This window comes from Aquabacterium sp. (assembly GCF_034003525.1).
Lineage (GTDB): Bacteria > Pseudomonadota > Gammaproteobacteria > Burkholderiales > Burkholderiaceae_C > Aquabacterium.
Window position 1 is genome coordinate 100,911 of sequence record NZ_JAVEYN010000006.1, and the last position, 24,376, is coordinate 125,286.

At 68.2% G+C, this 24,376-nt stretch carries 21 protein-coding genes and 1 pseudogene; 14 read left to right on the top strand and 8 right to left on the bottom strand.

Annotation, left to right across the window (positions count from 1 at the left end; all coding sequences use genetic code 11):
• The first annotated feature begins 3 nt into the window (after window positions 1-3).
• From ngg to RBT42_RS05580, 6 genes are all read left to right on the top strand, one after another.
• The gene (ngg, locus tag RBT42_RS05555; protein ID WP_320362928.1) at window positions 4-1,656 is read left to right on the top strand and encodes an N-acetylglutaminylglutamine synthetase; all 1,653 of its coding nucleotides are present in this window, start codon (window positions 4-6) and stop codon (window positions 1,654-1,656) included.
• The gene (locus tag RBT42_RS05560) at window positions 1,653-2,780 is read left to right on the top strand and encodes an osmoprotectant NAGGN system M42 family peptidase (RefSeq protein WP_320362930.1); all 1,128 of its coding nucleotides are present in this window, start codon (window positions 1,653-1,655) and stop codon (window positions 2,778-2,780) included. Before ngg ends, RBT42_RS05560 begins: the two co-directional genes overlap by 4 nt.
• A gap of 103 nt (window positions 2,781-2,883) precedes the next feature.
• Window positions 2,884-5,601 carry a leucine--tRNA ligase gene (gene leuS / locus RBT42_RS05565; RefSeq protein ID WP_320362932.1) on the top strand — a complete coding sequence of 906 codons (2,718 nt, stop codon included), beginning with the start codon at window positions 2,884-2,886 and terminating at the stop codon, window positions 5,599-5,601.
• 2 nt (window positions 5,602-5,603) lie between these two features.
• Window positions 5,604-6,224 (top strand): LPS assembly lipoprotein LptE, encoded by a 621-nt coding sequence (gene lptE, locus RBT42_RS05570; protein WP_320362934.1) that lies wholly within the window; start codon window positions 5,604-5,606, stop codon window positions 6,222-6,224.
• Between the two features lie 12 nt (window positions 6,225-6,236).
• Window positions 6,237-7,331, top strand: coding sequence for a DNA polymerase III subunit delta (gene holA / locus RBT42_RS05575; protein ID WP_320362936.1), 1,095 nt, complete (start codon window positions 6,237-6,239; stop codon window positions 7,329-7,331).
• Window positions 7,332-7,489: 158 nt separating this feature from the next.
• Window positions 7,490-8,836: a condensation domain-containing protein gene (locus tag RBT42_RS05580; protein WP_320362938.1), complete on the top strand. Its 1,347-nt coding sequence runs from the start codon at window positions 7,490-7,492 to the stop codon at window positions 8,834-8,836.
• A gap of 41 nt (window positions 8,837-8,877) precedes the next feature.
• Here RBT42_RS05580 and RBT42_RS05585 read toward each other — a convergent pair whose 3' ends face one another.
• Complete coding sequence (locus tag RBT42_RS05585; protein WP_320362940.1) at window positions 8,878-9,261, bottom strand: thioredoxin family protein; 384 nt, start codon at window positions 9,259-9,261, stop codon at window positions 8,878-8,880.
• Between the two features lie 102 nt (window positions 9,262-9,363).
• On the opposite strand from RBT42_RS05585, the gene RBT42_RS05590 reads away from it, so the two are divergent.
• A complete protein-coding gene (locus RBT42_RS05590; RefSeq protein WP_320362942.1) occupies window positions 9,364-9,981 on the top strand; it encodes a ParA family protein in 618 nt (205 codons plus the stop codon).
• Window positions 9,982-10,139: 158 nt separating this feature from the next.
• On the opposite strand, the gene infA is transcribed toward RBT42_RS05590, so the two are convergent.
• Window positions 10,140-10,394 (bottom strand): translation initiation factor IF-1, encoded by a 255-nt coding sequence (gene infA, locus RBT42_RS05595; RefSeq protein WP_320362944.1) that lies wholly within the window; start codon window positions 10,392-10,394, stop codon window positions 10,140-10,142.
• A 482-nt stretch (window positions 10,395-10,876) separates the two neighbouring features.
• Between infA and RBT42_RS05600 the strand changes: the two genes are divergently transcribed.
• On the top strand, window positions 10,877-11,092 hold the full coding sequence (locus RBT42_RS05600) for a cold-shock protein (protein WP_320362946.1): 216 nt from the start codon (window positions 10,877-10,879) through the stop codon (window positions 11,090-11,092).
• A 78-nt stretch (window positions 11,093-11,170) separates the two neighbouring features.
• Window positions 11,171-12,415, top strand: coding sequence for an MFS transporter (locus RBT42_RS05605; RefSeq protein WP_320362948.1), 1,245 nt, complete (start codon window positions 11,171-11,173; stop codon window positions 12,413-12,415).
• Between the two features lie 78 nt (window positions 12,416-12,493).
• Here RBT42_RS05605 and RBT42_RS05610 read toward each other — a convergent pair whose 3' ends face one another.
• Window positions 12,494-12,814, bottom strand: a complete 321-nt coding sequence (locus tag RBT42_RS05610; protein WP_320362951.1) for a hypothetical protein — start codon at window positions 12,812-12,814, stop codon at window positions 12,494-12,496.
• 85 nt (window positions 12,815-12,899) lie between these two features.
• On the opposite strand from RBT42_RS05610, the gene RBT42_RS05615 reads away from it, so the two are divergent.
• A complete protein-coding gene (locus tag RBT42_RS05615) occupies window positions 12,900-13,262 on the top strand; it encodes a phage holin family protein (protein WP_320362953.1) in 363 nt (120 codons plus the stop codon).
• A gap of 71 nt (window positions 13,263-13,333) precedes the next feature.
• Here the strand turns inward: RBT42_RS05615 and RBT42_RS05620 are convergent, their stop codons facing one another.
• The 3 genes from RBT42_RS05620 to thiL all read right to left on the bottom strand — a co-directional run bounded on the left by RBT42_RS05620 (window position 13,334) and on the right by thiL (window position 15,462).
• Window positions 13,334-13,831, bottom strand: coding sequence for a CinA family protein (locus RBT42_RS05620; RefSeq protein WP_320362955.1), 498 nt, complete (start codon window positions 13,829-13,831; stop codon window positions 13,334-13,336).
• Between the two features lie 66 nt (window positions 13,832-13,897).
• Entirely contained in the window at window positions 13,898-14,467 is a 570-nt protein-coding gene (locus tag RBT42_RS05625; protein WP_320362957.1) for a phosphatidylglycerophosphatase A, read from the bottom strand.
• Complete coding sequence (gene thiL / locus RBT42_RS05630; protein ID WP_320363033.1) at window positions 14,464-15,462, bottom strand: thiamine-phosphate kinase; 999 nt, start codon at window positions 15,460-15,462, stop codon at window positions 14,464-14,466. The genes RBT42_RS05625 and thiL overlap by 4 nt, the downstream gene beginning before the upstream one ends.
• Window positions 15,463-15,644: 182 nt before the next feature.
• Here thiL and RBT42_RS05635 point away from each other — a divergent pair, with 182 nt between their 5' ends.
• From RBT42_RS05635 to RBT42_RS05645, 3 genes and pseudogenes are all read left to right on the top strand, one after another.
• Window positions 15,645-17,939 carry an NADP-dependent malic enzyme gene (locus tag RBT42_RS05635; RefSeq protein ID WP_320362959.1) on the top strand — a complete coding sequence of 765 codons (2,295 nt, stop codon included), beginning with the start codon at window positions 15,645-15,647 and terminating at the stop codon, window positions 17,937-17,939.
• A 265-nt stretch (window positions 17,940-18,204) separates the two neighbouring features.
• Window positions 18,205-18,555, top strand: a complete 351-nt coding sequence (locus tag RBT42_RS05640; RefSeq protein WP_320363035.1) for a ribonuclease domain-containing protein — start codon at window positions 18,205-18,207, stop codon at window positions 18,553-18,555.
• Between the two features lie 96 nt (window positions 18,556-18,651).
• Window positions 18,652-19,038: pseudogene (locus tag RBT42_RS05645) on the top strand (barstar family protein); the annotation flags it as partial.
• Window positions 19,039-19,304: 266 nt separating this feature from the next.
• On the opposite strand, the gene RBT42_RS05650 reads toward RBT42_RS05645, so the two are convergent.
• Window positions 19,305-21,581, bottom strand: coding sequence for a lytic transglycosylase domain-containing protein (locus tag RBT42_RS05650; protein ID WP_320362961.1), 2,277 nt, complete (start codon window positions 21,579-21,581; stop codon window positions 19,305-19,307).
• A 17-nt stretch (window positions 21,582-21,598) separates the two neighbouring features.
• Between RBT42_RS05650 and RBT42_RS05655 the strand changes: the two genes are divergently transcribed.
• Window positions 21,599-22,180, top strand: coding sequence for a 5-formyltetrahydrofolate cyclo-ligase (locus RBT42_RS05655; protein ID WP_320363037.1), 582 nt, complete (start codon window positions 21,599-21,601; stop codon window positions 22,178-22,180).
• A 2-nt stretch (window positions 22,181-22,182) separates the two neighbouring features.
• Here RBT42_RS05655 and RBT42_RS05660 read toward each other — a convergent pair whose 3' ends face one another.
• Window positions 22,183-24,264, bottom strand: coding sequence for a neutral/alkaline non-lysosomal ceramidase N-terminal domain-containing protein (locus RBT42_RS05660; RefSeq protein ID WP_320362963.1), 2,082 nt, complete (start codon window positions 24,262-24,264; stop codon window positions 22,183-22,185).
• Window positions 24,265-24,376 lie beyond the last annotated feature (112 nt).

Sequence of the window (24,376 nt, forward strand, 5' to 3'; positions counted from 1 at the left end):
GACATGACCCCGCACACCATCATCGACTGCGGCTGGGGCCGCCTGCTCATGGGCCAGACCTTCGCCAGCCAGCGCGACCTCGTTGACGCCCTGATTGCCGAATCCCCGCAGCAACGCGATGTCGCCCTCTATGCCCACGACCCGCATGTGCTCGTGGCCCTGGCGCCGCAACAGCTGTTTCTGGACCCCTCGCACACCTTCCGGCTGACCCTGAGCGATGCCGCCGCGTGGCCGGATCATGGTCCAGGCCCAGGCTGGCAGGTGCGCCCCGCGCGGCCCGAGGACGAGGGCGCCATCAACCGCATCCTCACCGCCCGCCAAATGGTGCCGGTGCGCGAAGGCTTCCTGGCGCAGGCCGTCACGCACGCCCCGCTGATCCTCCTCGTGGCCGAAGAGACGGACACCGGGCATGTGCTGGGCGTGGTCACCGGCGTGGACCATGTCGCCGCCTGCCAGGACCCCGACCGCGGCAGCAGCCTGTGGTCACTGGCGGTGGACCCACAGTGCGTGCGCCCTGGCATCGGCCCGGCCCTGGTCAGCGAACTGGTCTCGCGCTTTGTCCAGCGCGGCCTGCACCACATGGACCTGTCCGTGATGCACGACAACACCCAGGCCATCGAGCTCTACGAAAAAATGGGCTTCCAGCGCGTGCCCATTTTCTGCGTCAAGAACCGCAACCCCATCAATGAGCTGCTGTACGTGGGGGCGGACAGCGACGAGGGCCTCAACATCTACGCCAAGCTCATCGTCAAGGAGGCCCGCCGCCGCGGCATCCATGCCGAGGTGCTGGACGCCGAGTACGACTATTTCCGACTCAGCCTGGGCGGGCGCAGCATCACCTGCCGCGAGTCGCTGTCCGACCTGACCTCGGCCGTGGCCATGAGCCGCTGCGATGACAAACGCGTCACGCGCCGTGTGCTCGCCCAAGGTGGCGTGAACACCCCCGAGCAACTCACCGTGTCCTGCCCGACCGAGCTGAACGCCTTCCTGCAGCGCCATCCACGCGTCGTGGTCAAGCCCGCCCGGGGCGAGCAAGGCCGGGGCATTTCGGTGGATGTGCGAGGCCTGAGCGCCGTCACCGCTGCCATTGAAGCGGCCCGCAAGCACTGCGACGATGTCATCGTCGAAGAGCTGGTTGCCGGCCAGGACCTGCGCATCGTCGTCATCGACCATCAGGTCGTCGCCGCCGCCACCCGTCAGCCCGCCTGCGTCGTCGGCGATGGGGAAAGCGACCTCCGCACCCTGATCGAGCGCCACAGCCGTCGCCGGCAAGCGGCCACCCACGGCGAAAGCCGCATCCCCCTGGACGAGGAAACCGAACGCTGCGTGCGCCTGGCTGGCCACACCCTCGACAGCATCCTGCCGGCCGGCACCGTGCTGACCGTGCGCAAGACCGCCAACCTGCACACCGGCGGCACCATCCACGATGTCACCGCGCAACTGCACCCCCACCTGCGCGAAGTGGCCGAGAAAGCCTCGCGCCTGCTGGACATCCCCGTGGTCGGCCTGGACTTCATGGTGCCCCGCGTCGACGGGGACACCCACTGGGTGATCGAGGCCAACGAGCGCCCGGGACTGGCCAATCACGAGCCCCAGCCCACCGTGCAGGCCTTTGTCGACCTCTTGTTCCCGCAGACGAAGGCCGTGCCGACATGAGCATGCCTCTGATCAACACGGCCTATCTGCAATCCGTGCTGCGGCGGCTGCTGGAGACCCCCAGCCCTTCGGGCATGACCGATGCAGTGGTGCGTCTGGTCTGCGAGATGCTCGATGAACTGGGCATCCAGTATCAGCTCACGCGTCGCGGCGCCATCCGCGCCAAGCTGCCGGGGCTGCAGCACAGCCCCAAGCGCGCGGTGGCCAGCCACCTGGACACACTGGGCGCCATGGTCAAGGCCCTCAAGCCCAATGGTCGCCTGGCCTTGTCACCCATCGGCTTTTGGTCCTCACGCTTTGCCGAGGGCGAGCGGGTCACCGTCTACGCCGACTTTGGCAACCTGCGCGGCACGGTGCTGCCTCTGAAGGCCTCGGGGCACACGTTCAACAAGGAAATTGACACGCAGCCGGTGGACTGGACACAGGTGGAGGTGCGCCTCGACGAGCGCGTGGCCAGCGTGGCCGACCTGATGACGCTCGGCGTGCGCGTGGGGGACACCGTGTCGTTCGACACCCACACGGAGTTTGCCGCCAACGGCTTCATCAACTCTCGCTACCTGGACGACAAGGCCGGCGTGGCGAGCGTGCTGGCCGCCGCCGAAGCGGTGCTGCGGCATGGCGAACCGCTGCCGCTGGACGTGCTGCTGCTGTTCACCATTTCGGAAGAAGTGGGCGTGGGTGCCTCGCACGTGCTGCATGGCGGCGATGTCTCCGAACTGGTGTCGGTGGACAACGGCACCGTGGCCGAAGGCCAGAACACGTCTGAATATGGCGTCACCATCTCGATGATGGACAGCAGCGGCCCCTTTGACTGGCACCTGACCCGGCACCTGCTGCAACTGTGTCGCCACCACGCCATCGAGCACGCCCGTGACGTGTTTCGCTACTACCGCAGCGATGCTGCCTCGGCGGTGGAAGCCGGCAACGACATCCGCACCGCCCTGCTGTGCTTTGCCTGTGACGCCTCGCACGGCTACGAGCGCACCCACGAGGACTCCCTGACCGCCCTGGGACGGTTGCTGGCCGCCTACATGCTGAGCCCACCCCTGTTCCAGCGCGACGTCAAGGCACTGGGGCCGCTGGCCGACTTCCCGCCTGCCGACAGTCAACTCACGCCCGACTGAGCCGCGCCTTCCTATAATCAGCGATTCCACCTTCACAGGCTGGAGCCCGGCGACGGCTTGCTGTCCATGGGCTGCCAGCCTCTCTTGTCTTTGCGGTGACCCCATGAGCGCTCCTTCCGACAACCAGACCTACGACCCGCGTGCCGTCGAAGCCCGTGCCCAACAGCACTGGGAAGCGAGCGACGCCTACCGCGTCACCGAAAACCCCGACAAGAAATCGTTCTACGCCTGCTCCATGCTGCCCTACCCCTCGGGCAAGCTGCACATGGGCCACGTGCGCAACTACACGATCAACGACATGTTGACCCGTTACCTGCGCATGAACGGCTACAACGTGCTGATGCCCATGGGCTGGGACGCCTTCGGCCTGCCCGCCGAGAACGCCGCGCTCAAGAACAAGGTGCCGCCCGCCGCCTGGACCTACGACAACATCGCTTACATGAAGAAGCAGATGAAGGCGATGGGCCTGGCGATCGACTGGTCGCGCGAAATCGCCACCTGCCAGCCCGAGTACTACAAGTGGAACCAGTGGCTGTTCATCAAGATGCTGGAAGCCGGCATCTGCGAGCGCCGCACGCAAACCGTCAACTGGGACCCGGTCGACCAGACCGTGCTGGCCAACGAACAGGTGATCGACGGCCGCGGCTGGCGCTCGGGCGCCCTGGTGGAAAAGCGCGAGATCCCCGGCTACTACCTGAACATCACCAAGTACGCCGACGAGCTGCTGGGTGCGGTGGCCAACCCCGAGGACAAGAACTACCTGTCTGGCTGGCCCGAGCGCGTGCGCCTGATGCAGGAAAACTGGATCGGCAAGTCCGAAGGCGTGCGCTTCGCCTTCAGCCACGACATCAAGGCAGCCGACGGCAGCCTGATCAACAACGGCCAGCTCTGGGTCTTCACCACCCGCGCCGACACCATCATGGGCGTGACCTTCTGCGCCGTGGCCCCGGAGCACCCGCTGGCCGCCCACGCCGCCACGCTCAAGCCCGAACTGCAGGCCTTCATCGACGAGTGCAAGCACGGTGGCACCACCGAGGCCGAGCTCGCCACGCAAGAAAAGAAGGGCCAGCCCACCGGCCTGTTCGTCACCCACCCGCTCACCGGCGCGCAGGTCGAAGTCTGGATCGGCAACTACGTGCTGATGTCCTACGGCGACGGCGCCGTGATGGGCGTGCCCGCCCACGACGAGCGTGACTTCGCCTTCGCGAAGAAGTACGGCATCGAGATCAAACAGGTGATCCAAGCCGAAGGCAAGACCTTCAGCCTGGACGCCTGGGCCGACTGGTACGGCGACAAACAGCAAGGCGTGTGCGTCAACTCCGGCGTGCTCGACGGCCTGGTCCACAAGGATGCGGTCGCCAAGGTGGCCGAGCTGCTGATCGCCCAAGGCGTGGGCGAGAAGAAGACCACCTGGCGCCTGCGCGACTGGGGCATCAGCCGCCAGCGCTACTGGGGCACCCCCATCCCCATCATCCACTGCGCCGACTGCGGCCCCGTGCCGGTGCCTGAGAAGGACCTGCCGGTCGTGCTTCCCGAAGACGTGGTGCCGGACGGCTCGGGCAACCCGCTCAAGTCGCGCCCCGACTTCCTGAACGTCGGCTGCCCCCACTGCGGCAAGCCCGCCCAGCGCGAAACCGACACGATGGACACCTTCGTGGACTCGAGCTGGTACTTCCTGCGCTACACCTGCGCCGACAACCACGGCCAGATGGTGGACGGTCGCACCGACTACTGGATGCCGATGGACCAGTACATCGGCGGCATCGAACACGCCATCTTGCACCTGCTGTACGCGCGCTTCTGGACCAAGGTCATGCGTGACCTCGGCCTGGTCCAGGCCGACGAGCCCTTCAAGAAGCTGCTCACCCAGGGCATGGTGCTCAACCACATCTACTCGCGCCGCACCGCCAAGGGTGGCAAGGAGTACTTCTGGCCCAAGGACGTCGAGCACGTCATGGACGAGACCGGCAAGGTCACCGGCGCCCGCCTGATCACCGCTGTGGACAGCGCCGACGGCATGCTGCCGGTGGGCACCGCCATCGACTACGAAGGCGTGGGCACCATGTCGAAGTCGAAGAACAACGGCATCGACCCGCAAGAGCTGATCGAGAAGTACGGCGCCGACACCGCCCGCCTGTACACCATGTTCACCGCACCGCCCGAGCTGACGCTGGAGTGGAACGACGCCGCCGTCGAAGGCAGCTTCCGCTTCCTGCGCCGCGTCTGGAACTTCGGCATGAAGCTGAGCGCCCTGCCCAAGGCCGACACGACCGCGCTCACGCAAGGCGCCCGCTCGCTGGCCGACGTCGCCTTCGGCAAGGACGCCAAGGCCCTGCGCCTGGAAGTGCACACCGTGCTCAAGCAGGTGGACTACGACTACCAGCGCATGCAGTACAACACCGTGGTCTCCGGTGCGATGAAGCTGCTCAACGCGCTCGAAGGCTTCAAGGGCACCGACGCCGCTGACGGCCAGATCGCCCTGATCGAAGGCTTCGGCATCCTGCTGCGCACGCTCTACCCCGCCACCCCGCACCTGGCCCACACGCTGTGGAGCGAGCTCGGCTATGCCCAGACGCAGGGTGACCTGCTGGACGCCGCCTGGCCCAAGGTCGACGATTCGGCCCTGGTGCAAGACGAGATCGAGCTGATGCTGCAGGTGAACGGCAAGCTGCGTGGCTCGATCAAGGTCAGCCCGCAAGCCGACAAGGCCACCATCGAGGCTGCCGCCCTGGCCAGCGAAGACTTCGCCAAGTTCGCCGAAGGCAAGGCGCCCAAGAAGGTCGTGGTCGTGCCCGGTCGCCTCGTCAACGTGGTGGTGTGACCATGCAGCGCCGCCACCTCCTCACCGGCCTGAGCGCCTCGCTGGCCCTGGCCACCCTCGGAGGCTGCGGCTTCCAGTTGCGCCGTGGCCCCAAGGTCATGGCCTTTCGCACCATGCAGCTCACCGGTTTTGCCAGCACTTCGCCGCTGGCCCGCGAGCTGGCCCGGGCGCTCGAGGCCAGCGGCGTCGATGTGGTCGACTCCACCTTGCAGGCCACCCAGGCCGCCGGCACCAGCCAGGTGCCCACCAGCCACCTCGTGTTCGAAGCGCTGCGCGACTACCGGGATCTGGTCGTCGTGACCAAGACCGCCTACGGCCAGGTGCGCACGATGAGCGTGCGCACCGGCGTGAGCTTCCGCGTCCTGCGGGGCGATGGCTCCGTGCTGCTTGGCGCCATGCCGGTCGATCTGGCCCGTGACCTGAGCTACAACGAACGCGACGCCCTGGCCAAGCAGGACGAGGCCGACGCGCTGCAACGCAGCATGCAGACCGACATCGTCAACCAGGTGCTGCGCCGCCTCGCGGCCATCCGCCCCGAGCAGCTCAGCAGCGTCCCGATGGCCGCCACCGCAGCCTCGGCGCCAGTGCCTGCCGGCGCCGCCGCGTCCCCAGCGGCGCGCTGAGCCCCCGCCCCCATGCAGCTGCGCCTCGACCAGCTCTCGGCCCACCTGAGCAAGGGCGCCGGTGCGCTCAAGCCCGTCTACACCCTCTACGGCGACGAGCCCTTGCTGTCCCAGGAAGCCGGCGACGCCATCCGCGCCGCTGCGCGTGCGGCCGGCTTCACCGAGCGCCAGGTGCACACCGTCAGCGGCGCGCACTTCGACTGGTCGGGCCTGCTGGGCGCGGCCAGCGAGATGTCCCTGTTCGGCGACAAGCAGATCATCGAGATCCGCATCCCCTCGGGCAAGCCCGGCAAGGAGGGCTCGCAGGCCCTGCAGCAGTACTGCGAAGCCGCCCAGGGCAACGATGGCCTGCTCACGCTGGTCACCCTGCCCCGCCTGGACAAGACGCAGCAAAACAGCGCCTGGTTCACCGCCCTGGATGGCACAGGCCTGACCCTGCGCTGCGACCCGATCGAGCGTGGCCAGTTGCCCCTGTGGATCGCCCAGCGCCTGGCCGCCCAAGGCCAGCAGGTCGAGCCCGGCGAGGCCGGCCAGCGCACCCTGGCCTTCTTTGCAGACCGCGTCGAAGGCAACCTGCTCGCCGCCCACCAGGAAATCGTCAAGCTCGGCCTGCTGCACCCGCCTGGCACCCTCACCATCGAGCAGATCGAAGAGGCCGTGGTCGATGTGGCCCGCTTCAACGTCTTCAAGCTCAGCGAGGCCGTGCTCTCGGGCCAGATCGAGCGCACGCTGCGCATGATCGACGGCCTGCAAGCCGAGGGCGAAGCCGCCGTGCTCGTGCACTGGGCCCTGGCCGAAGACATCCTCGCGCTCTACCGCGCCCGCACCGCGCTGGACGGCGGCAAGCCCCTGCCCATGGTGCTGCGCGAGCAGCGCGTCTGGGGCCCACGCGAGCGCCTGTTCGAGCGCATCCTGCCCCACACACGCGCCACCACCCTGGCCCGCCTCGTGGCCCACGCCAGCACGGTCGATGGCATCGTCAAGGGCCTGCGCCACCCCCAATGGCCGCAAGACGGCTGGGAGGCCCTGCGCCGCCTGGCGCTGGAGCTGGCCCAGACCGCCCAAGGCCAAGCCGCAGGCCGCACCCCGGCGCCGGCCCGCCGCTGAGCCCTACCCGGCCACGGCCTGAGCCGACCGTCCGGCCTCGCATCATCGCCCACCCGCCCCCCGCAGATCGGGGGCCGCCTCACTGGTAAGCCCCCAGCCAGCAGCCCGCGGCGCCCTCCTACAGTCGGTGCACCGTCCCTCGCGAAGCCTGCTGTCCCGTGCGCTCCTCCGACCTGATCCCGCTGAACCGATCCGAGCACCTCTACTGGGCCGGTGAGGGCCACCTCGGCCCCATCAACCAGCCCTATGTGCTGCGCCTGAGCGGTCCGGTCGACGCAGCCCAGGTGCGCCAGGCCTTGCGCGAGCTCACCACCGCCTTCCCCCGCCTGCGCAGCGTGATCGAGCCCGGCCCCTGGCGGGACCGGATGCGCATCCTGCCCGACGACCGCACCGTGGACCAGCTGTTCGACGACGCCTATCGCATCGAGTCCAGCGTCGATCTCGACGACCGCGACGCGCTGCAGGCCTGGCACAGCGCCCGCCTGAACGAGCCCCTGTCACTGGAGCGCGGCCTGCCCTGGCGCGCCCGCTTCCTGCCCCACCCCACGCAGCCCGGGTTGCTCTTCGTGGTGCACCACATCGTGGGCGACGGCCGCTCCATGGTCCAACTGCTGTGCGCCATCCTCGGCCGCCTCAACGGCCAGCCCATCGCCGCCAGCCCACTCGACTCGCCCTCGATGCACGCCGCCGTCACACCTGCGCGCCTGTGGCAATGGCCAGCCGCCATATGGCGGGGCTGGCGTCAGGGGCGGGCCGACCAACGTGCGGCCCGGGGCCAGCAGGTCATCATGCTGGCCAGCCGTCGCAGTCCGCGCTTCACCACCTCGGCCATCCGCTACCACGAGCTGCCCTGCCCGGCCGAGGCCATGAAGCAATTCGCCAAGGCCCATCGCACCACGCAAAACACCCTGCTGACCGCCCTGGTGGCCAACACCTTCCTGGCCCCGCACACCGGCAACGCACAGGCCGTGGCCGCCTTGCGCATCTCGGTCGACCTGCGCCGCTACTACCCCGAGGGCCAGGCCCCCGTCTTTGGCAACTACGTCTCGTCGTTCACCGTGCGCGCGCGCCACCAGCCCACGCTGGCCGCCCAGATCGCCGACATCGAACGCCAGATCCAGCAGCACCTGGCCCGTTACGAACGGCGCGACCACGCCCTGCCGCTGACACTGTACGAATGGCTGCCCTACATCGGGCGCACGCGCTACCGCCAGTTGATCGCGGCCAGCAAGGCCCGCGGCACGCTGCCCGCGCTCAGCTGCCACCTCAGCAACCTGGGCAGCGCCGAATTCATCAACCCGAAAGATGCCCGCGTGCGCCTGCAGGCCCTGTGGCCCGCCACCATCGGCACCGCGCTGCTGCTGGGCGCACTCACCCTCAACGGCCGCCTGTGCCTCACCGTGATCCGCCAATGCGACGAGGTGGACGACGAGGCCGTCGTGGGCTTTCTCAGCCGGCTCGATCAGCAGTTCGCCAGCTTGCAGGGGTCGCCCCCCGCCAGCTGACCCACGACCAGGCGACGAGAACGCGCCAGCGGGGATGGGCGTCAGCCGCGCGCCGCGTGCAGCGCCTGCGCCAGCTGCGTGTAGGCGGTTTGCTGATCCGCCGGCACCCCCAGGCTCACCAGCGACGGCCAGGCCTGCCGCTGCGCCACCTCGGTCTGCACCTCGATCAGCCGCTGGGCATCGCCCAGGCGCGGCAGCACCGGACCGGCAAACAGCACGCGTCCCGCATGGGCCACCAGCAGCGTCGGAAAGGTCTCGATGTCGATGTCGCCCAGCGCATCGGCCTCGTCTTCGATGTCGATCCAGCGGTAGTGGTGCGCCGGCAGCACCTGCTGCAGGGCCTCGAACACCCCCGCGTACTCACGGCAGGTGCCGCACCAGTCGGCGCACAGACAGACGATGTCGAGGACGGGGGAATCAACCATGATGCCCCGATTGTCTCAAACCCGGCGCTGTCACATTGTCCCGCGCATCCACCGCCATAATCGGACACCCTTTTTCAACCCCGTCACACAGGAGTCCCAACCATGCCGGTGATCGTGGTGGCCAACCCCAAGGGCGGCGTCGGCAAGTCCACGCTGTCGAGCAACATCGCGGGCTACTTCGCCCGCCAGGGGCACAGCGTCATGCTGGGCGACATCGATCGCCAGCAATCCTCCCGCCTGTGGCTGCAACTGCGTCCCGACACGTTGCCGGCGGTGCAGAGCTGGGACGTGGACCGCGACGACATCGTGCGCCCGCCCAAGGGCACCACCCACGTCGTGCTCGACACCCCGGCCGGCCTGCACGGCAAGCGCCTGCAAGCGGTCATGAAGCTGGCCGATCACATCATCGTGCCGCTGCAAGCCAGCGTGTTCGACATCTACGCCACGCAGGACTTCCTGAGCGAGTTGCACCGCCACAAGCGCTCCGACAAGGTCAAGCTGGGCGTGGTGGCCAACCGCGTCAAGGACCACACCAAGGCCGCCGAGCACCTGCAGACCTTCCTGCGCTCGCTCGACATCCCCTGGCTGGCCCAACTGCGCGACACGCAGAACTACACCCATCTGGCCGCCCACGGCCTGAGCCTGTGGGACGTGCCCGCACACAAGGTGGACAAGGACCTGGCGCAGTGGCGGCCCATCCTCGACTGGCTGGGCCGCTGAACCGTCGCGACGGACGCAGCGGACACGACAGACACACCAAAGCCCGGGTCCTCACATGAGGCACCGGGCACATTCAGGCGATCACGCCAGACAACAACGGGGGAGGCGAACCGCGTTCGCATCCGGAGCCGGCCTCAGGGCCGCTCCGGGCAGTCACATCAGTGGCGGCGGGGAGGCGGCGTGTAGCCGCTGCGCTCGATGTGACGGAAGGTGATGCGACCCTTGGTCAGGTCGTAAGGCGACAGCTCCAGCGACACCTTGTCACCCGCCAGAATGCGGATGTGGTGTTTCTTCATCTTGCCGGAGGTGTAGGCAATCAGCTGGTGCCCGTTTTCGAGCGTGACGCGGAAACGCGAGTCCGGCAGGACTTCGTCCACGACGCCATTCATTTCAATCAGTTCTTCCTTGGCCATGGGCCGATCTCCAATAGGTCTTGACGGTGATGTGGCGGCGCCCTGCGCGGAGGGTGCGCGCCCGCCCGGGACAAAAGACCATGATCGGTCGCGCTCGGGGGCGCTGCGTCCTGGGTGTGCAAACGTGTGCCATCCGATCGCTGTCACTGCGCAAGGTCTGTCATGGCAAGACCTTGAGGCCGAATAGACAACTGATCATCATAACACGGGGCATCCCAGCCCATCATGACGGTCGGGCCTGCTCGGCACAGGCCCTCTTTCGGGCGGGATCCGAAAATAAAAAAAGACACAGCGCACAAAACCGTGTATCTTCCGTCTTTGTAGGTATACCAAGACCGTCGTTACTGAGGTCTGTTGTTTGTCCCCTGCCGCCCGGCAGGTTGGTTCGAATTTCCACCCAAGTGATCTTCTTGCGTGTCTCTGCAACGTCCCAGCATGTGGCTGTGGGCGTTTATCCATCACTTGTTATTTAAGGAAATTCCATGTCCACCACCAACCAAACCGGCACCGTCAAGTGGTTCAACGAAGGCAAGGGCTTCGGCTTCATCGCCCAAGACAACGGCGGCAATGACCTGTTCGCCCACTTCAGCGAAATCCGCACTTCGGGTTTCAAGACCCTGCAAGAAAACCAGCGCGTTGAATTCGACATCACCCAAGGCCAGAAGGGCCTGCAGGCTTCGAACATCCGCCCGCTGTAATCCAGTCGGCTGAGTTTCACGCTCAGGCAAACGCGGCTTCGGCCGCGTTTTTTTTCGTCCGTGTGGCACAGTGCCCGGATGTCGTCCTTTGCCACCTCCCCTGAGTCCGACCCGGCTTCGGCCCGTCAGGACATCCGCACCATCGGCCTGATCGGCCTCGGTCACTGCACCTCGCACTTCCACCACATGCTGCTGCCGCCGCTGTTCCCGGTGTTCATCCGGGAGTTCGGCCTCAGCTATGCCGAGCTCGGTCTGGTGCTCACCGTGTTCTTCGTGATCTCGGGCGTGGGCCAGGCGCTGGCCGGCTTCGTGGTCGATCGCCACGGCGCCCGCCCGGTGCTGTATGGCGCCATGGTCTGCTACGTGGCGGCCTCGCTGGCCACGGCCACCGCGCAGGGCTACGCCGGGCTGATGCTTGCCGCGGCGCTGGCCGGCCTGGGCAATGCGCCCATGCACCCGGCCAACTTCACCATCCTCAACCGGCGGGTGTCCACGCCGCGCCTGGGGCATGCCTTCTCGGCACACGGGCTCAGCGGCAACCTGGGCTGGGGGCTGGGTCCGGTCTTCCTGATCGGGCTGACCACGCTCACCGGCAGTTGGCGCATCGCCGCCTTGTGTGCCGCCCTGCTGGGTGCAGGCGTGCTGGCCCTGATGCTGTGGCGCCGCGCCGACCTGGACGACCACCACGCGACCCACCGCGCCCAGGTGCAGGCCCAGGCGGCCAGCGGCTCGGCCGAGCACGCGCTGGCTTTCCTGAAGCTGCCCGCCGTCTGGCTGTGCTTCTCCTTCTTCCTGTGGACCGCCGCGGCGCTCGGCGCGATCCAGAGCTTTGCCAGCCCGGCCCTGAACCTGATGTACGGCCTGACCGACACCACCACGGCCTTCGTCGTGACCGGCTACATGCTGTGCGGTGCCGTGGGCATGTTCATCGGCGGCTTTCTGGTCAACCGCGTGGCCCGGCTGGAGCGCACCATCGGTGTGTCCATCGGCGTGTCGGTGGTCATGCTGCTGTTGAGCGCGTCGGGGCAGTTGCCGCCCTGGCTGGCCGCGCTCAGCGTGGTGCTGGCGGGCTTCGGCACCGGCCTGGCCAACCCCTCGCGCGACATGCTGATCAAGCGTGCCGCCCCGCCCGGCGCCACCGGCCGGGTCTATGGTGCGGTCTATGCGGGCCTGGACACGGGACTGGCCCTGGCCGCCCCAGTCTTCGGCCTGCTGATGGACCACCGCATGCCCGCTGCCGTGCTGGCAGGCGCGGCCCTGACACTGGCTTTGGGTGTGGCTTCAGCGGCCATCGTGGGTCAGCGCGTGGCGGCGCGCGCCTGAGCGAGTCGACTCGGCCCTGGCCCATCCAGGGCTGCACGGGCTCCGCCTCGGTGACGGCGCGGGCACGCCGCGCCAACCTCAATGCGGCTTGCGGGGTTTCTGAAACGCCTCGGGTTTGTAGACATTGCCTTCGCGCACCACGTCGGCCACCCGGCTGGCACGCCGGGCGCGCTCGATGGCGGCCGCCGTGGCCTGACGTGCCTGCTCGGCTTGCGCCGCTTCGGCCTGACGGTCGGCCCGGCCGCGAAACAGACGGCGCACCGCCCCGGAAGTGAGCACCCACTGACGCCGGATCAGGCCATCCATCTGGGTGCGACGCGACACCGGCAGCAGCAGTCGCACCAGCATCACGGCGCACACGCTCGCCACCAGCACCGCCAGAACCTGTTCCCCGGACATCACACCCTCGCCTTCTTCACGCCCCGCGCACCCACCGTGGTGCGACCTTCAATATAGTCCAGCCAGCTGGGCTATGCTTGCCACCATGACACTCCTGATACGCTGGCTGCTGCTCGCTTGTGCCCTGGTGCTGCTGACGCAGTGGAACCTGGGCGTGCAGGTCGACAGCTTCGGTGCGGCCATGTGGGCCGCCCTGGTGATCGGCTTGCTCAACGCCTTCGTGCGCCCGCTGCTGATCCTGCTGACCCTGCCGGTCACCATCCTGACGCTGGGCCTGTTCCTGTTCGTGATCAACGCGCTGACCTTTCAGATGGCCTCGGGCCTGCTGGACGGCTTTCACGTGACCGGGTTCTGGCAGGCCCTGCTGGGCTCCATCCTCTACAGCCTGTGGGGCCTGGTCATCGACACGGCGCTGCAGCGCATGATGGTGCGCCCGCCGCGGGGCTGAACCCTTCGTCTCAGGCGCCCCCTGCGGCCACCTCGCCCACGCGACCCGGCGCTGAGCTCAGCGCGCTGGCATCACAAGGGCGTGGCCCGCAGGCGCACGCCGGCCAAGGCATGGGCCACGGTCGACTCGCGCACCGCGGCGCGGTCGCCCGGCAGGTGCAGCAACTCGGTGTGCACGATGCCCCGGCGCAAGGCCCAAGCCAGCCACACCGTGCCCACGGGTTTCTCGGCCGAGCCCCCTGTCGGGCCGGCAATGCCGGTGACGGCCACCGCGATGTCGGCCCGTGAACGCGCCAAGGCCCCTTCGGCCATGGCGCGTGCCACCGGCTCGCTCACCGCGCCATGCGCGGCAATCAGCGCGGCGTCCACCCCCAGCATCTCGGTTTTGGCCTCGTTGCTGTAGGTGACAAAACCGCGCTCGAACCAGTCGCTCGAGCCGCTCAACGCGGTGCAATGCGCCGCGATCAGGCCGCCGGTGCAAGATTCGGCCGTGGCCAGCCGCCAATGGTGGGCCTTGAGGCGCTCGGCCAGGGCCAGCACCTCACTTGACACGTTCAGGCTCTCGCTCATCGCTGCATCCTTTCCAGGCCCACTGGCCGCTCACCACTGCACACACCACGACACACCCACCTCGCCTCACGCGAACAGGGTCGCCAACACCCCGCGGTCTCGCACCGCCACGCCCAGCGCCAGCACGAGCAGGGCGCACACCGCCGCCACCAGGTCATCGAACATGATGCCCAGGCCCTGGCGCCAGCCAATCGGCTGGCCCGGCACGGCCTTGAACAGGGCATCGGCCCAGGCCACCGGGCCCGGCTTGGCCGCATCGAAAAAGCGGAAGGCCACAAACGCCCCCAGCTGCCCCAGCCAGCCCACCGGGCCGATCAGCCACAGCATCAGCCAGAAGGCCCAGATCTCGTCCCACACGATGGCACCGGGATCGCTGACGCGCAAGTGCTGCGCGGTGCGCGTGCAGGCCCAGCAGCCCAGCGGCCAGCCCACCAGCAGGATGACGGCCCAGATCAGATCGGCGTGCGGCAGACCGCCCAAAGCCATCTGCAGCACGACAAAGCTGAGCCAGGCCCACAGCGTGCCGACCGTGCCCGGCGCGATCGGGCTGAGGCCGCTGCCGGCGCCCAGCGCGATGAAGTGAGCCGGACGGCTCAGCAGTATGCCCACCGTGGGCCGACGCGGTGCCTCGCTCATGCGGCCCCCTTGAAGTGGTCAAACGAGGTCCAGCGGTTGGGCACGGGCTGACGGCCCTCCCCGGCACCCGCTGCCGCGCCGCGCCACAGGCGCAAGCCGGACTCGGCTTCGATCTGACCGATGCGGCTGAGCACCAGGCCCAACTCGGCGCCCAGTTGGGCCACGCGTTCACGCTGCCCGGCGGGGGCGGTGAACAGCAGCTCGTAGTCGTCGCCGCCGGCCAGGATGCAGTTCAGCCGCTCATCGGGCGAACGGGCAGCGAGCCAGGGACTCACGGGCAGCTCATCCAGAGACAGCGCCGCGCCCACCCGGCTGCGGCGCAGCACATGGCCCAGATCGCCCAGCAGGCCGTCGGAGACATCGATGGCGGCGGTGGCCAGGCCGCGCAGGCCCACGCCCAGCGCGACACGCGGATCGGGGCGCTCCATGGCCAGACGGGTGGCCTCGAAGGCCTCGGTGCTCAGGCCCGGGTGCAGGCTGCCACGGAAGGCCTCCAGCGCCAGCCGCGCCTCGCCCGGAAAGCCACTGACCCACAGGTCATCACCCACCTGGGCGCCACTGCGCAGCAAGGCCTGACCGGCCGGCACCTCGCCCATCACGGTGATGCCAATCGCCAGAGGCCCGGCCGTGGTGTCGCCACCGATCAGCTCGCAGTCGTGTTCGTCGGCCAGGTCGAGCAGGCCTTGGGCAAAGCCTTTCAGCCAGACCTCGTCCACCCGGGGCAGCGTCAGCGCCAGCGTGAAGGCCATCGGCGCGGCGCCACAGGCGGCCAGATCGGACAGGTTGACGGCCAGCGCCTTGTGACCCAGGCGGGCCGGGCTGACGGTGGACAGGAAGTGGCGCCCCTCCACCAGCGTGTCGGTGGAGACGGCCAGCTGCATCCCCGGCGCCGGCGCGATCACCGCGCAGTCGTCGCCATTGCCCACCACTGCGCGGCGCGGACCCTGGCCCGGTCGGCGCCAGAAGAAGGTTTCGATCAGATCAAATTCACCCAGGCTCATGGGTGCATTGTCGGGGATGGCGGGCCCCTCCGCCAGGCAAGCAGACACGCCTCCCGCCCGAACAAGTCGCCCCCTCTGTCCGACAATTGCAAGCCCCCATCAGACCAAACCAGTCCGATGTTCCTAGAATAGGTGCCTGCCGACACATCCGCCGGCCTTTCAAGGTGAACCAAAACATGACGACCCCTGAGCAAAAACGCGCTGAACTCAAAAAGGCAGCGCTGGAATATCACGAGTTCCCTACCCCCGGAAAACTCGCCATCAGCGCCACCAAGCAACTCACCAACCAGCGTGACCTGGCGCTGGCCTACTCGCCCGGCGTCGCCGCGCCCTGCGAAGAGATCGTCGAGAACCCGGGGGCGGCCTTCAAATACACCTCCCGCGGCAACCTGGTGGCCGTGATCACCAACGGCACCGCGGTGCTGGGCCTGGGCGACATCGGCCCGCTGGCCGCCAAGCCGGTGATGGAAGGCAAGGCCGTCCTGTTCAAGAAGTTCTCCGACATCGATGTGTTCGACATCGAAATCAACGAGAAAGACCCCGAAAAGCTGGTCGAGATCATCGCCTCGCTGGAGCCCACCTTCGGCGGCATCAACCTCGAAGACATCAAGGCGCCGGACTGCTTCTACATCGAGCGCAAGCTGCGCGAGCGCATGAAGATCCCCGTCTTCCACGACGACCAGCACGGCACCGCCATCGTGGTGGGTGCGGCCATCCTCAACGGCCTCAAGGTCGCGGGCAAGGACATCAAGAACGTCAAGCTGGTCGCCTCGGGCGCCGGCGCTGCGGCCCTGGCCTGCCTGGGCCTGCTGGTCAAGCTGGGCTTCCCGCGTGAAAACATCTGGGTCACCGACCTGGCCGGCGTGGTCTACGAAGGCCGCACCGAACTGATGGACGAAGACAAGGCCTTCTTCGCCCAGAAGACCGATCTGCGCAAGCTGTCCGAAGTCATCGACGGCGCCGACGTCTTCCTGGGCCTGTCGGCCGGCGGCGTGCTCAAGCCCGACATGGTCGCCCGCATGGCCGCACGCCCGATCATCTTCGCGCTGGCCAACCCCAACCCCGAAATCCTGCCCGAAGACGTCAAGGCCGTGCGCGACGACGCCATCATGGCCACCGGCCGTTCGGACTACCCGAACCAGGTCAACAACGTCCTGTGCTTCCCCTACATCTTCCGGGGCGCCCTGGACTCGGGCGCGACCACCATCACCACCGAGATGGAGATCGCCGCCGTGCACGCGATCGCCGAGCTGGCGCGTGCCGAGCAAAGCGATGTGATCGCAGCCGCCTACGCCGGTGAGAACCTGAGCTTCGGTCCGGAATACCTGATCCCCAAGCCCTTTGACCCGCGCCTGATGATGAAAATCGCGCCGGCGGTGGCCAAGGCCGCGGCCGAGTCCGGCGTGGCCTCGCGCCCGGTGACCGATTTCGTGGCCTATGGCGAGAAGCTGCAAAGCTTCGTCTACGCCTCGGGCACCACCATGAAGCCGATCTTCAGCGTGGCCAAGCGCGCCAAGAACAAGCGCATTGCCTACGCCGAGGGCGAGAACGAAGGCGTGCTGCGCGCCGCCCAGATCGTGGTGGACGAGAACATCGCCCGCCCCACCCTGGTGGGACGCCCCGAGATCATCGCCCAGCGCATCGAAAAGTTCGGCCTGCGCATGAAGGCCGGCGTGGACTACGACGCCGTCAGCGTCGAGAACGATCCCCGCTACCGCGACTTCTGGCAGACCTACCACCAGCTGACCGAGCGCAAGGGCGTGACCGAGCAAATGGCCAAGATCGAGATGCGCCGCCGCCTGACGCTGATCAGCTCGATGCTGCTGCACAAGGGTGAGGTCGACGGCATGATCTGCGGCACCTGGGGCCAGACCAGCATGCACCTGCACTACCTCGACCAGGTGATCGGCAAGCGCGAGGGTGTCAAGACCTACGCGGCCATGACCGGCCTGATCCTGCCGGGTCGCACGGTCAACATCGTCGACACGCACATCAACTACGACCCCACGGCCGAGCAGCTCGCCGAGATCACCATCATGGCGGCCGAGGAGATGATGCGTTTCGGCCAGCGTCCTAAGGCCGCCCTGCTGTCGCACTCGAACTTCGGCTCGAGCAACGAGCCCTCGGCGGTGAAGATGCGCCAGGCCCTGGCACTGATCCAGCAGCAGGCTCCCTGGCTGGAGATCGACGGCGAGATGCACGGTGACACCGCGCTGGACGAGCCCTATCGCCAAAAGCTCATGCCGCGCAGCACCCTCACCGGCGAGGCCAACCTGCTGGTGTGCCCGAACGTGGATGCGGCCAACATCGCCTACAACCTGCTCAAGGTCGCGGCTGGCAACAACATCGCGCTGGGCCCGGTCCTGCTGGGTGCGGCCAAGCCGGTGTGCATCCTCACGCCCTCGGCCACGGTGCGCCGCATCGTCAACATGACCGCCATGACGGTGGCCGACGCCAACGCCACCCGCTGAACGTGACGCGGTCAGGTGCCGCTGAAAACAGCCCGGGCTTATAGCACAGGCTGTCAACCCCCCGTCAAAAGGCCCCGGTTGCCCGCTTTTCAGGGCCTCGGGGCCTTGAGCTTTCAGGGGGGTTTCTATAACATGAGGTCTTTCACGTAGAGCTGTTGTGCTGAGTGCAAAACCCTTCACGACCCGGCTGTCAGGCCCCGCCCGGCTGACTTCGCGGTCTGCGGCTTTCCTGACTGGACTGGTCCTGGCTGTCGCCGCCCACTGGATGCCCCTGGAGGCCCAGGCGCGACGCGCCACGCCGGCAGACACGGTCGCCGTTGAAGCGGTGGTGCCTTTGTCGGACTTGCCGGTTCAAGCGCAAGTCGTGCATCGACGCATCCTGGCAGGCGGCCCCTTCCGCTACACCCAGGACGGCACGGTGTTCGGCAACCGCGAGCGCCACCTGCCCCGCCAGCCGCGCGGCTTTTACCGTGAATACACCGTGCCCACCCCAGGCGTGCGCCATCGCGGAGCGCGACGCATCGTTTGTGGTGGTAAGGAAATGCGTCAACCTGAAACTTGTTTCTATACCGGGGATCACTACAACAGCTTTCAACGCATCGACCCACGGCACTGACCCCGCCGGTCACCCTCCGCTCTTTTTTCTTTGACCCTCAACTCAGCCCACCAGCCCAGCGAGCCGCCCTCTCTGTGCTGAAGGCCCCAAGCGATCATGTTGTTGCAATCCGTTCGACCCAACATCGTTCAAGCCATCCGCGCCTACCGCCCGGAAGAACTGCAACAGGCAGCCCACGCGGTTGGCCACCACTTCCTGTACACCAACCTGAGCGCCGCGAAGGACAAACAGGACGTGCTGGACATCATTGCTCGCGACTTCCTGTTCCCGGATCACTTCGGCAAGAACCTCGACGCGCTGTACGACTGCATGACCGACCTCGTCCACAAGTCGGGTCCGCAGCCGGGCTTCGTCGTCGTGCTCGAACTCATCCCCGGTGACACCGCCTGCGACCGTGAAACCCGCGAGCAACTGCTCGACGCCTTCCGCGATGCCGCCGATTTCTGGAGCGAGCGCAAGATCCCCTTCCGCGTGTTCTATTCCATGGCCGTCTCGGGCAAGGAATCGGCCAGCAACTGGGACAAGGCCGACGTGGCGCAAAACGACCCCAATGTGAAGCCCGTGAAGGTCTCCAAGAACGCCACGCCCACCATCGTGATGAACCTGCCGCCGATGAGCAGCGTGTTCGACACGGCCGCACTGCTGAACGCCGCCTGATGCCCTGACCGCAGGCCCTGCGCCTGCGGCCATCGCCTCCTGTCAAAGGGCCCCTCCTCACGGACGGGGCCCTTTTGCGTTTCAGGCGAGGTTCAAGGCAGGTCGCCCGCCTCTGCGGGGGCCGACGCCACGCGCGGCCCGATCGTGGCGCCCAGCCTTTGCTGGAGGGTCAGCGGCTGGCGGTGCAGCACATGGCCATAGACCGTGGCATTGGCCAGCACCTTCTTGACGTAGTCGCGGGTTTCGGCAAAGGGCACGTTCTCGGCCCAGGCGGCAGCCTCGACGGTGCTGCCCTCGCGCCAGCGACGGGGGCGACCCGGGCCGGCGTTGTAGGCGGCGGCGGCCATGGCCTGCGTGCCCTCGAAATCATCGAGCACCAGCTTGAGGTAGCCCGCGCCGATGCGCAGGTTGGTCGCACGGTCGGTGAGCAGCTCGGGGCTGTAGGGGATGCCCAGCTTGCGGGCGGTCCAGCTCGCGGTGGCCGGCATCACCTGCATCAGGCCCGAGGCCCCCACCGACGAGCGTGCCGCCACCAGGAAGCGCGACTCCTGGCGGATCAGGCCGTACATGTAGGCCGCATCCAGCCCCACCTCGGCAGCGGCAGCCAGCACCTCGTCGTGGAAGGGGGTGGGGTAGCGCTGCGCCAGGCTCACCACCTGGCGGGTGCGTTCGCTGGTGTTGATGCAGCGGTCCCAGATCTCGCGGCGGCAGGCCACCTCGGCCACCGCCAGCAGTTCGCGGTCGCTCAGCCCGCCCGGTCGGGCACGCGAGAGCGTGAAGTTCCACTCGCGAACCGCCTCGGAACGCCAGCCCAGGGCCAGCAGGCGCAGAGACCGGTCGATGCCCGGCTCGACCTCGGCGGCCGCCAGTTCGGACTCGCTGAGTGGCGCGGGTGCGGGCGGCGGGGCCGGTGGGCGGCCCTGCAGGGCCTCGGCGGCCAGCTGGCCGTAGAAGGTCAGCGGGTCGGCCACCTGGATCAGGCGTTCACGCGCCTGCTGACGCAGCACCGCCGCCTGCGCCGATGGCACGCTGGCCGCACGGGCCTGCAGCGCGCGCGCCTGCCAGTACAGCCAGGTGGGATCGTTGCGCTGGGCCGGCGTCATGGCCGACACCGCCTGCTCGACCTGCAACCAGCGCGAGGCGTCGCCCGCCGTGGCGGCGCGGATGGCGCTGCGCACCATCCAGGCCAGGGTCTCGTCCGACCAGGCGGCCGCCCCGGGGGAGAGCTCGCCCGCACCGGCCGCCAGGCCCAGATCGGTCCAGGCCCGGGCGTAATGGCTGGGTGCTTCGGGCAAGAGGCGCCAGGCCGCCGTGCGGCCCAGTTGGGCCCAGGCCCACGCCGCTTCTTCGGCGCGCCACTGCCATCGCGCACGTGTGGCCTCGTCGGCAATGGCCGCGGTGGCGGCGGCGTGATCCACACTGGCCCAGCGGATGAAGGCCAGCAGGTTCAAGCGCCCTTCGGACTCGGCCGGGATGCTCAGCGGGATGCTGGCCAGCGTGGGCTTGGGTGCCGGCTTCTTGCGCAACAGGCTGGTGGCGGACTTCTTCGACGCCTTCCCGGTGGACGCTTGCGGCCCGATCGATGCCCCGGGTGCACGGTCTCCCTCGCCGTCGGCCAAGGCCATCGAGCCGGACAGCGCACCGGGCTGCAACACGGCCTGGGGCGCGGTCATCAGGCGCGCGGCCACCTGGGCCACAGCATCGCCCAGGTGGCGCGCCGACTGCTGCACGGCCTTGGGCTTGTTGGCCTCGACCGCCAGACGCAGCTTCTGCCAGACATCATCGGCGCTCAGCACCCCGGCCTTCAGCAGGCCGCTGGCCATGCGATCACAGCCCTGGTCGGCGTCCTTCTGATCCCACCAGGCTTGCTGGGCCTGCGTGCGCCAGGCCGCATGCGTCTGCGCCGCCGGGCGGCTCTGGTAACGCGCCCACACGCCCAGGCAATTCACCTCGCGGTCATCGGCCATGCGGAACTGCGGCTGGATGCGCAGGAAGGTCTCCCAGTCCTGGCGGCGTCCCAGCTCCAGCAACCAGTCGTTGCGGCCGCGGTCGGCCACATAGCTGTCGGGCCAGCGCGCGAAAAAGGCGTCCACCTCGGCCACGCTGAGGGTGGGCAGGCGCAACATCAGCGACCAGTAGTCGGCCCAGGGGGCCAGGGGGTGCTGCGTCTGGATGAGCTGGTCGCGTGCGGCCAGCAAGGCCACCGCATCGCGGGTGCGCCAGGCCTCGCGGGCCGCCACGATGGCGGTGTCGTCGGGGCCCGCGCTCACAGGCTGGGCGACGGCCACCGGGGCCAAGGCGCCCCAGGCCAGGGCCATCGCCGCCAGCATCCGGGCGGCCGGGGCCGCATACTTGAGTGTGAATGTCAAAGGAATGTCTCTCTGTGATGCGCTCAACCGACCCCACCCCCGATCGCCCCGCCTTGCGCCGTCGCCTGCTGGCCGCGCATCAAGCCTGGAGCGCCACGCCTGCGGGCGAAGCCGCTCAGGCGCAACTGGCACAACGCCTGCTGGACGTGCTCGCGCAGCTGGAGCCCGATGTCCTGGGGGTGTACTGGCCCATGAAAGGGGAATTTAACCCAAGGACGCTGGCCTTGCGCGCCCAGGCACAGTGGGATTGCCGTCTGGCCCTGCCTTTTGCCCAGCGCGAGCCGGTGGCCATGCACTTTCGGCCCTGGGATGGCGGCGAGCTGAGCAGCGTGGACGAGTGCGGCCTGCCCAGCCCGGTGGGCAAAGCGGTGCTGCCCGACGTGGTGCTGGTGCCCTGCGTGGGCTTCACGCCCGAGGGCTACCGCCTGGGCTATGGCGGCGGCTATTTCGACCGCTACCTGGCCGCCCACCCCGGCGTGACCGTGATTGGCGTGGCTTGGGAGCAGGCCCGCCTGAGCGCTGCCGAACTGGCCCCGCAGGCGCATGACCTGCCGCTGATGGCCGTGGTGACCGAAGCGCAGGTGTGGACGCCGGACTGAGCTCAGTCCACGCGAAACGTGCGGCTCACCCCGGTGTACGGTGTGATGGCCCGCGTCCAGCCGCTCTTCCAGTGCCCGTCATGACGCAGCCGGTAGCTGCCCGCTGGCGTGCCGGCGGGGATGCGCCACACGACGTCCACCACCGAATAGGCCAGTCCCTCGCGGTGCCACTGGTAGCTGGTCTCCCAGTCCCAGTCCTGGGCCACGGCGACCCATTGGCCGTCCTGCCAGCGCTCCACACGCAGGAAGCTGTCCTGGGTCTTCAGGTGGTTCTTGGGGTGCCCGCTGCGGAAACTCGCCTGGACAACCTGCCCCCGCTGGTAAGCCGGTGACACGTCGCGCAGGACCTGGCCAAAACGCTCCTTCAGCGGCTTGTCGTCGAAGACCACACCCGGACGGGTCAGGCGCAACGCCGAACTCCGGTCGCGCGGCGGCACGCCCGGCGCCACCGCTGCCCCGCTGACCATGGCCTGCGTCAACTGGGCCACGGTCTGCTGCACGGCGCCCAGCGCCCAGGGGCCGAACTCGTTGGACGCGCCCTCGTAGTGCTGCAGCCGGAACTCTTCGCGGGTGGTCAAGTAGCCGGCGTAGCTGTTCGACAGGCCCGCCACCACCACCGTGTCCACGCCCTTGGCTGCCAGTTGCTCGCGCACCTGGGCACGCAGGCGCTGGCCCACCATCGTGGTCGGCTCGAAAGGCAGGCCGACGATGGCCAGCGGGCCCACCTGTATCACCTGGAAGGGCAGCACCGACGGCACCCAGTCCAGGGCACCACTGGGCAGCAGCGTCGGCTTGGGGGACTGGCAAGGGTCGCTGGTCACCGAGGCGATCCCGTAGAAGACCGTCTGCACCAGCCCGCCCAAAGGGGAGGACGCAAACGACTGCAAGGCCGCGCCCACCGAGGTGCTGGCCGTGGTCATGCCTTCGGTGATGCCAGGGATGTTGGACGGCCCGTTTTCGCCGCCGGCCGCAAACGAGACGCCACGCGCGGCCGTGCACAGCACCGCACCGCCAGGCTGGCTGTAGGCCGGGGCCACGGCGAGGCCGGGCATCGTCACCCACTGGTGGCGCACGTCCACGATGCCAGGCAGGACGCGGCCGGGCGTGGCGTACAGTTCCAGAGCCTTGTGCAGCTGACGCTGGCCAGCGGCTTCGGCGTTGGCGTACTCGTCGCTCGACCCCTCGTAGCCCGGTGCCGAGTACGCGTTGCCATCGGTGGGAACCACATCGCCCTCATCGGCATTGGCAAAGGCCGCCACAAAGGTTTCGGCCGCGGCGTAGTTCGTACCCTGACGCCGCTCGAAAAACTGAGCGGCATAGCCCTTGTTGTCCCCGCTGATGCGGGTGAACTTCAGGCTGAAGCTGGTCGGGTGGATTGCATACCAGTTCAGCATGCCGACCTCGCGCCCGTTGTCCTTGCGGAACTTGAGCACCGTCATGGTCTTGTTGGTGTCGTGGCTCAACCCGGCCGCGTCGGGATGGGCGCGGAACGCCGCCAAGGAGCGGTTGCGCGTGGCCCCCAGCAGTGTCCCCTCCACCAGTTCGATGCGCCCCGGCGCCAGGTTGCGATGCGCCCGCTCCACCGCCGCCACGATGCCCGCCACCGCCGCCTCGAAGCTCTGGGCATCGTAGCCCGCCCCGCTCTTGTCGGCCGCCGCCAGGATGTAGAGCGTGTGGTGCGCATGCCCGCCACTGCCCACGTGGGTGTGGGTGGCCGAGAGCATCACGTTCTCATGGCCGTAGAGCGCGCCATACCGGGCCTGCAGGCGCTGGATCACCGCCAGCTTCAGCGACTCGTGGGCCGCGCCCAGATCGACGTTGACGAACACCACGCGCGGACCGCCCTGGGCGCCCTGCATGATGAAGGCCCGGGCGCGCAGGCGCTGGTGCAGGCCGTTGACCTCCTGCTGCGCGGCATAGCCGAACATGCCCGTTTCGGCCGCCGGACCGGTGATGTCGTACACCCCTGTGCCGATCAGGAACTCGCCGGCCCAGGCCGGGGTGAACGCCAACCCCAGCAGGGCCATGCACCACGACGATGCCCGGCCGAGCAGGCGACGCACAAGAGGCTGGAAAAGGCGCATGGCATCGGCTCCGGGGGATGGACAGGGCGTCATGTTCGAGCGTTGGCATGCCCCCAACATCAGGGCATACCCCGCAAACCTGGCATGCGCCCTGCCCCTGCCCGCCTTGGCG

Excerpts from the sequence above, each read along its gene's own strand:
- ngg (WP_320362928.1), top strand. The coding sequence starts at position 4 with ATGACCCCGCACACCATCATCGACTGCGGCTGGGGCCGCCTGCTCATG.
- RBT42_RS05560 (WP_320362930.1), top strand. The coding sequence starts at position 1,653 with ATGAGCATGCCTCTGATCAACACGGCCTATCTGCAATCCGTGCTGCGG.
- leuS (WP_320362932.1), top strand. The coding sequence starts at position 2,884 with ATGAGCGCTCCTTCCGACAACCAGACCTACGACCCGCGTGCCGTCGAA.
- lptE (WP_320362934.1), top strand. The coding sequence starts at position 5,604 with ATGCAGCGCCGCCACCTCCTCACCGGCCTGAGCGCCTCGCTGGCCCTG.
- holA (WP_320362936.1), top strand. The coding sequence starts at position 6,237 with ATGCAGCTGCGCCTCGACCAGCTCTCGGCCCACCTGAGCAAGGGCGCC.
- RBT42_RS05585 (WP_320362940.1), bottom strand. The coding sequence starts at position 9,261 with ATGGTTGATTCCCCCGTCCTCGACATCGTCTGTCTGTGCGCCGACTGG.
- RBT42_RS05590 (WP_320362942.1), top strand. The coding sequence starts at position 9,364 with ATGCCGGTGATCGTGGTGGCCAACCCCAAGGGCGGCGTCGGCAAGTCC.
- infA (WP_320362944.1), bottom strand. The coding sequence starts at position 10,394 with ATGGCCAAGGAAGAACTGATTGAAATGAATGGCGTCGTGGACGAAGTC.
- RBT42_RS05600 (WP_320362946.1), top strand. The coding sequence starts at position 10,877 with ATGTCCACCACCAACCAAACCGGCACCGTCAAGTGGTTCAACGAAGGC.
- RBT42_RS05605 (WP_320362948.1), top strand. The coding sequence starts at position 11,171 with ATGTCGTCCTTTGCCACCTCCCCTGAGTCCGACCCGGCTTCGGCCCGT.
- RBT42_RS05610 (WP_320362951.1), bottom strand. The coding sequence starts at position 12,814 with ATGTCCGGGGAACAGGTTCTGGCGGTGCTGGTGGCGAGCGTGTGCGCC.
- RBT42_RS05615 (WP_320362953.1), top strand. The coding sequence starts at position 12,900 with ATGACACTCCTGATACGCTGGCTGCTGCTCGCTTGTGCCCTGGTGCTG.
- RBT42_RS05620 (WP_320362955.1), bottom strand. The coding sequence starts at position 13,831 with ATGAGCGAGAGCCTGAACGTGTCAAGTGAGGTGCTGGCCCTGGCCGAG.
- RBT42_RS05625 (WP_320362957.1), bottom strand. The coding sequence starts at position 14,467 with ATGAGCGAGGCACCGCGTCGGCCCACGGTGGGCATACTGCTGAGCCGT.
- RBT42_RS05635 (WP_320362959.1), top strand. The coding sequence starts at position 15,645 with ATGACGACCCCTGAGCAAAAACGCGCTGAACTCAAAAAGGCAGCGCTG.
- RBT42_RS05640 (WP_320363035.1), top strand. The coding sequence starts at position 18,205 with ATGCCCCTGGAGGCCCAGGCGCGACGCGCCACGCCGGCAGACACGGTC.
- RBT42_RS05655 (WP_320363037.1), top strand. The coding sequence starts at position 21,599 with ATGCGCTCAACCGACCCCACCCCCGATCGCCCCGCCTTGCGCCGTCGC.
- RBT42_RS05660 (WP_320362963.1), bottom strand. The coding sequence starts at position 24,264 with ATGCGCCTTTTCCAGCCTCTTGTGCGTCGCCTGCTCGGCCGGGCATCG.